Genomic DNA, 10,188 nt, shown 5'->3' with positions numbered 1-10,188 from the left:
GCCCGGAACACCTTCGCCTCGAACACCGGCGCCGGCAACGCCTTCCGATCCAACTTGCCCGACGCATTCAGCGGCAAGGCGTCGAGCACGACGAACGCGTCCGGAACCATGTATGACGGCAACGACCGCCGAACCGATTCCCCCAACGCCCGCGTATCCACGGCAGCATCGTCGGCCGGAACCACGTACGCCACCAACTGCTCCCCCACCGCAGCCGTGTGCACCACGACAACCACCTGCTGGACAGACGCATTCGACGAGAGCACCGCTTCGATCTCACCGACCTCGATCCGCAGCCCACGCACCTTCACCTGAAAATCGGTGCGCCCGTGGTAAATCAGCTCGCCATCCTCGGTCCACGACACCAGATCACCGGTGCGGTACAGACGGCCACCACCACGGAACGGATCAGCCACAAATCGCTCCGCGGTCAAATCCGAACGCGCGGCGTAACCCCGCGCCATCTGCACACCGCCCAGATACAACTCCCCCGCCACCCCGACCGGCACAGGATGCAGACGACCATCGAGCACATAGGCCCTCGTGTTCCACACAGGAGTCCCGATCGGAACACCGGCACCCACAGCACCGAGCACCGGACGAGCGGTGGCGTGAACCGCAAACTCAGTCGGACCGTACAAATTGTGCAACTGCGCCGAACACACCGACGCGAACACCTCGACCACCGCGGTCGGCAACTCCTCACCCGCGACGAGAACCGCTCGTAACGAAGTCCCGCTCCCCGTATCGAGCACCGAAGCGAACGCCGGCAACATGGACGGCACGAATGAGGTCATCGTGACCGACTCATCCTCGATCACCCGAGCCAGATACTCCGGATCGCGATGCCCGTCCGGCCGTGCGATCACCAGCCGAGCACCCACCGCCAGCGTGCCGAAAAACTCCCACACCGACACGTCGAACGCGACCGGCGTCTTCTGCAACACCACATCCGAGGCGCCCATCTCGTAACGATCGGTCAGCCACAACACCTGGTTGACCACCGACGCATGACTGACCACCACACCCTTTGGCCGACCCGTCGACCCGGACGTGAAAATCACATACGCCGTGTTCGCCGGCAACAACGGAGCAAGCCGGTCCGCATCTGTAATCGGAGCGCCGGAAAACGCGGACACGTCCAGAGTGTCGATGCAGTACACGGTCCCTGCGATGTCGACGACGCCGTCACGTTCGGTCGCCAGCACGCACACCGGCTCCGCGGTCTCGACGATATAGGTGTTGCGCTCGGCGGGCTGGTCGGGGTCCAACGGAACATACGCGCCACCAGCCTTGACGATCGCGTACATTCCCACCAGCAGATCCGCCGACCGCCGAACCGCCAAGCCCACGGTCGACTCCGGACCAACACCCACCGAAATCAAATACCGGGCAAGACGATTGACCCGAGCGTCGAACTCGGCGTAGGTGATCGACTCACTCTCGACCACCACCGCCGTCGCGCGCGGAGACCGCCGCACCTGCGCATCGAACAACGACACCAACGTCGCAGCCGAATCCACCACCACCGACGACTCGTTCCACGCCTCGAGCACCAACGACCGCTCGACTGAGCCGAGGACGTCAATGTCCGCGACCGAGGTGCTCAGGTCCGCCGTCACCGCCTCCAGGACACGGACCACCCGCGCCATGATGTTCTCGACCTGAGTATCGGTGAACAGTTCTGGTAGGAAGTGGGCAATCAGGTGTAGTTGCGGGTCCGTCATTGCGATGATTGCGAGCGGGTAATGCGTCGGGCTGAAGGACTCAATATCGAGAACTTGGAGTCCCTCGATCCCAGCGGCGCTCAGGGTGAGTGCCTCCCGGTCGAGCGGATACGACTCGAAGACCAAGAGCGTGTCGAACAACGCGCCCAGCCCGAGCTCCTGCTGGATATCAGCAAGACCGATGTAATGGTCGTCGAGTAGGCGAGACTGCTCGAACTGGATGCGCTGCAACAACGCACGCGCGTCGTCGTGGGGCTGCATGCGCACGCGCACCGGCAGGGTGTTGATGAACAGCCCGAGCATGGTCTCCACGCCCGCGACCTCCGGAGGGCGTCCCGACACGGTGGCACCGAACACCACGTCGTCTCGTCCGGTGAGCCGGCCGAGGACGATTCCCCATGCGGCCTGCACCAACGTGTTCATAGTGACACCGAGTTCGCGGGAACGATCCGCCATCGCGGCGAGAAGGCCGTCGGACAGGTCCACGACGAGTTCGGAGGGTGCCGACGCCGTTGCGGTGTGGTGCGGCGCAAGCAGCGTCGACTCCTCGAGACCGGCGAGCGCCTGCGCCCACACGCCAACGGACGTGCGCGAGTCCTGCGCGGCGAGCCACTCGAGGTAAGCGCGGTACGGACGCGGTTGTGGGAGTCCGAGAGCGTCTCCGTCGACGGCATACAACGTGAGCAGGTCCTGGACGAAGATCGGTAGCGACCATCCGTCGAGCACGATGTGGTGATTCGTGACGGCGAACCGGTACCGGTCGTCGGCGATGCGGGCGAGCATGAATCGCACGAGCGGGGGCGCAGCTATATCAAACCGATCGATCCGGTTGGCGAGCGTCAGCGCGGCGAGCTCGGCCTCGCGTTCGGCTCCGGACAGCGATCGAAGATCGACGTCCTTCCACGGCACCGGCACGGATTCGACGACCACCTGTAGGCCGATGCCGTCCTCGTCGAAAACGAAGGCCGTGCGAAGGGTCGGGTGCCGAGCGATGAGCGCCTCCGCTGCGCGACGCAATCGATCCGCGTCGACGGAGCCACCGAGATCCATGACCAACTGAGTCGTGTACACATCGGTCGACGAGCTTGCGAACGCCGCATGGAAGAGAAGGCCGACCTGCAGCGGGGCAAGAGACCACACGTCCGCCAATGCGGGGTAGGTCCGCTCGAGCGTGTCGATACGGTGCTGGCTCAGCGCCACGAGGTCGAAGTCTGACGACGTTCGGCCGCCGGCATCAGGCCTCGACGCCTGCTCCACCACACCTTCCAGGGCCCGCCGCCACAGTCCGGCGAACTCCTCGACCTCCGATTGTTCCAACACACCCGCGGGGAAGTCGATGGTTGCCGACAGTCGTTGCTCGCCATCGACGTCCACGATCATTGCGTTGATGTCCAGGGCGAAGTGCACCGGCATCTCGCTGTTGCGAGTCCCGCTGAGCTCCATGGCTTCCGTGTCGGGAATCCATCCCGACGCCCGCAGACGCTCCGGGATGTCGCCGACCGTGGCGCGACCGAGATAGTTGAACCTGATCTGCGGGTTCGGCAGTCCCGCGAGAACGGAGCTCGTATCGCGGTTGAGGTAGCGCAGCAACCCGTATCCGATGCCGTGCTCCGGCACGGAGGCGAGCTGCTCCTTGACGCACTTGATTGCCGTGCCCGCCGACGCTCCGCCGGCGAGGGCATCGTCGAGATCCAGACCGGGAATCGACAGTCGGACTGGGAACATGCTGGTGAACCAACCGACCGTCCGTGACAGGTCGGCACCGGGCAGCACATACTCCTCGCGTCCGCGGCCTTCGAGGTGCACGAGCGTCGATGCGTCCGAAATGCCATGCCCAGCACGCCACTTCGCCACAGCGAGCGCGAGCGATGTGAGCAGACCGTCGTTGACGTCACCGTGGAAAACTCGGGGCAACGTGGTCACGAGGCCGTCCGTGACATCCCCCGGCATCTCGAGGCGCACACGACTCGTTGTCGACACGACATCTCGCGTGTCGAGGCCGCGCGAACCGACGAGAGGGTCGGAACCCTCCAACATTCCCTTCCAGAAGTCCAGTTCCGCAACGCGTCCGGCGCTGCGAGCGTTGTCGGCGAGGCCGTGAGCCCAGCGGCGCACCGACGTACTGACCGCAGGCAGCAGGGGGTCCGCACCGGCTGCGATCTGCCCCCACGCAGCCACGAGATCGGGGATGAGAATCCGCCAGGACACCCCGTCGACAGCGAGGTGGTGAACTACCATGAGGAGTCGGCCGGTGGGTGCCGGCGCGTCGGGGAGATCCTGCGCGTCCCGGTCCTCTGCTGGTGCGAACCAGACGAAACGCACCAGGGTGCCCGCCGCAGGATCCAGCAGGTCGACGGCGCGTTCGTGGGCATGATCCAACAGAGTCGCGAAGGCCCCCGTGCCCGGCCCCTCGCGGAATTCCACCCGATCCACCAGTCGACCGACATCGACCGACCTGATCGGTCCCACCTCGAGCCGCCAGCCTGTCCGGGATTTGTCGGGGCGCAGAATCGAACGTAGTGCGTCGTGACGGTCGACGAGAGCTTCCAGCGTCCGTGTCAAACGTTCACGGTCGACCTGTGGGGGCAGGGTCAGCAGGATCGATTGTGAGAAACGATGGAAGTCGCCGCCCAGTTCGGTCATCCAGTGTACGACGGGCATCAACGGCATCGAACCGATGCCCGCTCCGGGAAGTTCTTCGAGGACATGGATGGCCGCCGAATCCGTAGCGAACGTGGCGACATCGGCGAGGGAGGCCACGGTCCTCCGTTCGAAGACGTCGCGCGCCGTCAACTGGACCCCGGCTTCCTTCGCACGGGAAACGAGCTGGATTGCGACGATGCTGTCGCCTCCCAGCGCGAAAAACGAGTCTCCGACGCTCACGCGTGAGGTCCCGAGAACCTCCGCGAACAGGCCCGCGAGCAACTCTTCCATGGCGCTGCGGGGAGCGACGTACTCGGTGGACTCCGCCGCGAACACCGGTTCGGGCAGCGCTCTCCGGTCGAGCTTGCCACTCGCGCCCACCGGCATCTCGGCGATCACCATTACGGCGTCGGGCACCATGTACGACGGCACAGCCCGGCCCACGTGGACGGTCATGTCCTCGATGTCCACGTCCGATCCGGACTCGGGGACGACGTAGCCGACCAGACGCTGGCCGAGCGAACTGTCGTGAACAACCGCAACCGACTGCGCTACATGGGGATACGAGGACATCGCTGCCTCGATCTCACCCAGCTCGATGCGGAGGCCACGCACCTTGACCTGGAAGTCGGTGCGACCCAGGTACTCGATGGCACCGTTCACCCGCCACTTGACGAGGTCACCGGTACGGTACAGCCGCGATCCTGCGCCGCCGAACGGATTGGCGACGAAGCGCTCCGACGTGAGGTCCGGCCTACCCTCGTACCCGCGGGCAACCTGGGCACCCGTGAGATAGAGCTCTCCTGCGGAGCCGATCGGGACCGGACGCAGGTGACCGTCCAGCACGTAGGCCTCGGTGTTCCACACCGGGGTTCCGATCGGCACCGTGTGGAGGGAGTCGCGATCCACCTTACCCGCGGTCGCATGCACAGTGAACTCGGTGGGCCCGTACAGGTTATGCAGTTCGGCATCGGACTTCGCGCGGAACGCTTCCGCGACTGCCGGCGGGAACGCTTCTCCCGCAACGAGAACGACGCGCAGGCTGACGAGCTGGTCACGGTTGGCTTCTGCGACGAGCACCGACAACATCGACGGAACGAACGACGTGGCCGACACCTTCTCACGCGCGATCACGTCGGCGAGATAAGCCGGGTCGCGGTGCCCATCGGGGACCGCGATCACCAGCGTCGAGCCGGATGCCAATGCAGAGAAGAGCTCCCACACCGACACGTCGAATGTGGTGGGGGTCTTCTGCAGCACGACGTCAGTCGCGTCGAGTCCGTAGCAGTCGGCGATCCAGGTAACCTGATTCAGCACGGACGCGTGGCTGACGGCAACGCCCTTGGGGCGGCCGGTGGAACCGGAGGTGTAGATGACATATGCAGTGTTGGTGGGCCGGAGCTCGGCCAGGCGCTCTTCGTCACGAACCCAGCTGGCTTCGACGCCGCCGAGATCGAGGTTGTCGATCTCGACCACCTCGTATTCGGCGGGGAACGTGAAGCCGTCGCGCGCCACGGTGAGGATGCAGAGCGGGCGGGCGCTGTCGAGGACGTAGGCCGTGCGCTCCGCGGGGTGATCAGGGTCGAGGGGTACGTACGCGCCTCCTGCCTTCACCACCGCGTACATGGCCACCATCGAGTCGAGGGAGCGACGGATGGCCAAGGCGACCTTCTTCTCCGGTCCTACTCCCCGCCCGATCAGTGTTCGGGCGAGCCGATTCACGCGCGCATCGAACTCGGCGTACGTCAGTTCCGCGCCCTCGAAGACGAGGGCCGTCGCGTCGGGCGTACGCGCGACCTGGGCGTCGAACAGGTCGACGATCGTACCGGCCGGCGGCGCCACGACGTCACCGTTCCAGCCGGACACCACCTGCTCGCGTTCCTCGTCGCTCATCGCGGCCAGATGCGACACCGAGGCGTCGTCGCCGGCGCCGAGAAACCGCTCGAAGAAGTCGAAGAACCGGCTGTGGTGGCGGTCCAGCTCGTCCCCGGAATACAGGTTGGGGTTCGCCTCGAAGTCGATGTGGATCTTGCTGCCGGCCACGCCCTGGTAGATGTTCAGCGACAGATCCTCGACGGGGCCCGTGGTCAGGACGTTCTGGTGTCCGGTCACCGTTCCCAGCTTGATCTCGCTGTGGAACATCATGATGTTGATCGAGGGGCCGAAGAAGCCGCGCTGCTCCTGGGGAGCTCCGGCGTCCCGGCGGATGTCCTCATGACGGTACCGCTGGCGGCGCAATGCACCCGTCAGCTCGATCTGCACACTCTTGACCAGTTCGGAGACGGTCATCTCCGGAGTGATCTGGAGACGAAGCGGAACGATGTTCGAGACCATGCCACCGGAGCGGCGCAACGTGGCGGTGGTACGCGCCGAGACGGGAAGACTGAGGACCACGTCGGTCCGGTCCGTCATGTGGGCGAGGTAAGCAGCGAACGCAGCCACCACGACGGGGGCCGAACTGGCATTTCTGCCCTCCAGCGCCTCGTCGAGCAGGGTGGCAGTCGACTCAGGCAACGCCTCGGACGAGAGCCTCGCGAACCTGCCCACCATCGCTGCGCGTCCGGCCAGACTCGGGGCCTCGGGGAGGTGCGCGGTGCGCTCGGCCCAGTACTCACGGTCCTTGGCGAACCGCCCGGAGCTGCGGTACCGCTGCTCGTCCTCGACTATCCGGACAAGGTCCTCCGCACTGGGTGCCGGCGGCTCGGCGCCCTCGACCAGCGCCGTGTAGATCTCGGCGATCCTGGCGATGAGTGCCATGGCCCCGAACCCGTCGAGCGCGATGTGGTGGATCCGGCAGAACCAGAAGTAGTGATTCTCGCCGACATGCAGGAGGTAGACCACGACGAGCCGGTCGTCGAGCAGGTCGAGCGGTGCGCTGTAGTTGCTGCGCATCCACTTTTGTGCGGTGTCGACCGGGTCGTGTTCGGCCCGGAGGTCGACGTACGTGATGGCGTCGTCGAGGGTCTTGTCGACGTACTGGTACGGAACGCCGTCTATCTCGACGAGTCGGAGGAAACCGGAACCGAACTCTCGGCCGGTGCGCTTACTGGCCTCGGTCAGGAGGCCCAGGTCGATATCGCCGCGAAGCTCGATGTACTGGGCGATGGTGAGGGGAACGTCGCCGAGCGCATGTTGCGCGAACCAGATACCGCGCTGCGCAGCTGACAGCTCGAATACCCCTTCAGGAGTACCGTTGCTACCCACTGCAGATACCGACCCCACGGATAACTCCATTCTCGAAACATCTGGCGTCTGTCGCCTGTGTCATCTTGTAATTCGTCGCCTCACCACCGACATGCGGTTTTGGCCTGGTTCCCGATGAACGCCATCACATAGAGCCGGCCTGCGGAGTCGGCACGTGGAGTGCGGACTGTGACCTGCACTGATCGACCAGTTCCACGACACGCTGAGTCGATGTCAGACGATTACCTGCAACCCGATTGCCTGCGACCCCGAGCTCCAGGCCCATGCATCCCGAACTCCTTGCGGTGACCGGGTCCATCTGTGGCTCCGTTCTTTCATCGATCCAACAAGCGGCCACCCAATCGGCGTTCGTCACCCTCCGAATCGACAGCTGATTTCAGGCCCGGGGCGGAGGTTCGAAGCACTGTCGCGATCATGGCCTCGGACCTCCTCTCGTTCGTCGGTGACGATTTAGGTTCGTGCGGTTCCGAGGTAACGCCGGGGTGTATATCGGCTTTCCACCTGCCGCCGTTACCGGCGAGGGTGTGAGCTACCCAACCCTCGATACTTCCAGAACACACCTGAACGCGATCGGAGACGCGCAGATATTCAATCGGACGAAACAATTTCCAGGGTTCGCGTACAACAGCGGAGCGGATACCGTACCGAGCGTCGGAATTTCGCAAGGTGTACAACTGATGTACCCACATTCACCACTCACCTCCCGACTGCCTTCCGCGCACGGTACAGAGACCGGCCTGGTGGCCGATCTCGATTTATGACGATCACTGGCCCGTGACCACAGTTTTCACCAACCACTGTGTCTACCAAAGCCCAGCGTGAGTCTCAAAACGACACTCGCGTCGACGTGACCGAGCGAATCGTCGACGGCTTGCCTTTCCGCGGTCATGACCGGATGGCCGTTATGGACATCCACCCAACACGCCCGCCGCATCCCACCGCCACCCGACACGCCTTTGACCTGCAGAGAGGGTGATCGACACCCGCCGAGATCAGCCTCCCCCGCCTCGGCACCGTCCCATCAATAAGGACGGCCGCCCATGCGATGCCCGATTTGCCGTGGTCGAGCAGGCAACACGCCCCCTCGGCAGCGGGAGATTTCTCACACTGTGCACGTGCCCAAAGTGAGGCTAACCTCAGCCTCTTTGACCGTGGCGAGCAAACCACTCGATCAACTCCGGATCGTCGACGGCGCTGCGGTCCACCGTCCGCCCCGCGTCCGCACCCTGGAAGATCCGCTTGAGCGGCACCTCGAGTTTCTTGCCGGTACGGGTGTGCGGGATGCCCGGCGCCTCGATGATGTCGTCGGGCACGTGCCGCGGAGAGGCCTGCTCCCGGATCGCTCCGCGGATCCGCTGCTTCAGCGCGTCGTCGAGTACCGCGCCCTCCGAGAGGACCACGAACAGCGGCATCCAGTATCCGCCGTCCGCCAGGTCGACGCCGACGACGAGCGCCTCGGCAACTTCCGGAAGTTTCTCGACCACCTGGTAGATGTCGGCGCTGCCCATCCGGATTCCGTTGCGGTTCAACGTGGAATCGGACCGTCCGTGCATGAGGACGGTGCCGCGATCGGTGATCGTGATCCAGTCGCCGTGTCGCCACACTCCGGGGAACACCTCGAAATAGGCTTCGAGGTAACGCTTTCCGTCCGGATCGTTCCAGAACGACACCGGCATGGACGGCATCGGTGCGGTGACGACGAGTTCACCCACCTCGTCTCGCACCGGTCGCCCCGATTCGTCGAACGCCTCGACGGCAACCCCGAGGCAGGGGGCGGACAGCTCCCCCGGCCAGACCGGGACGGTGCGTGCTCCCCCGATGAACGCCGACACCACGTCGGTCCCCCCGGTGATCGACACGACGGGTACGCCGCGACCGACGTTCTCCGACAGCCACAGCGACGACGCCGCCGGAAGCGTCGATCCCGTGACTCCCACCGCGCGGAGCGCGCTCAGATCGTGGTCGCGGACGGGGATCACCCCCGCCTTGTCGCACGCGAGAACGTAGCCGGGACTGGTGCCGAGCACTGTCACACTCAGTCGTGATACCAAGGCCCACAACGCATCCGGAGTCGGATACGACGGACTTCCGTCATAGCAGACGATCGTGGCTCCCACCAGGAGGCCCGCTGTCTGGAAGTTCCACATCATCCAGCTGGGACTGGTGTACCAGAAAAATATGTCCTCGCGGCCGATGTCGAGGTGGAGCGCCAGCGACTTCACGTGCTCGAGCAGTACACCGCCGTGACCGTGCACGATGCCCTTCGGGAGGCCGGTGGTCCCCGAGGAGAACACCACCCACAACGGGTGGTCGAACGGGACGGGAACGGGCTCGAGTGCGTCGCCCCCGGCGATCGCCTCCGCCCACGTGAGGGCACCGTCGACGGCGGCGTCCGCATCGAGGTGGGGCACCACCACCGTGAGGGCCGGCGACAATCCGGCGCGCAACTCGGCCACTGCCCCCAGCCGGTCGTGTTCCTTGCCCGCGAAGCGGTACCCGTCCGCGGTGATCAGCGCTGCCGGTTCCAGTTGCCCCAGTCGATTCAGCGCGGCCGGCGCGGAATAGTCCTGCCCACACGCGGCCCACACGGCGCCGAGCGACGCCGTGGCGAGGA

At 65.1% G+C, this 10,188-nt stretch carries 2 protein-coding genes; both read right to left on the bottom strand.

What is annotated here, in order from left to right; genetic code table 11:
• Positions 1–7,538 (bottom strand): amino acid adenylation domain-containing protein (locus MLGJGCBP_RS10680; RefSeq protein ID WP_442972089.1); only part of this gene is annotated, 7,538 nt, incomplete at its 3' end.
• A gap of 1,172 nt (positions 7,539–8,710) precedes the next feature.
• The coding region (locus MLGJGCBP_RS10675) for an acetoacetate--CoA ligase (protein WP_160095420.1) at positions 8,711–10,188 on the bottom strand (1,478 nt) is incomplete at its 5' end.

The organism is Rhodococcus sp. T7 (assembly GCF_009872365.1).
GTDB lineage: Bacteria > Actinomycetota > Actinomycetes > Mycobacteriales > Mycobacteriaceae > Rhodococcus_F.
Note: the sequence above shows the minus strand (reverse complement) of the source record. Positions and strands in the feature narration are given on the sequence as shown.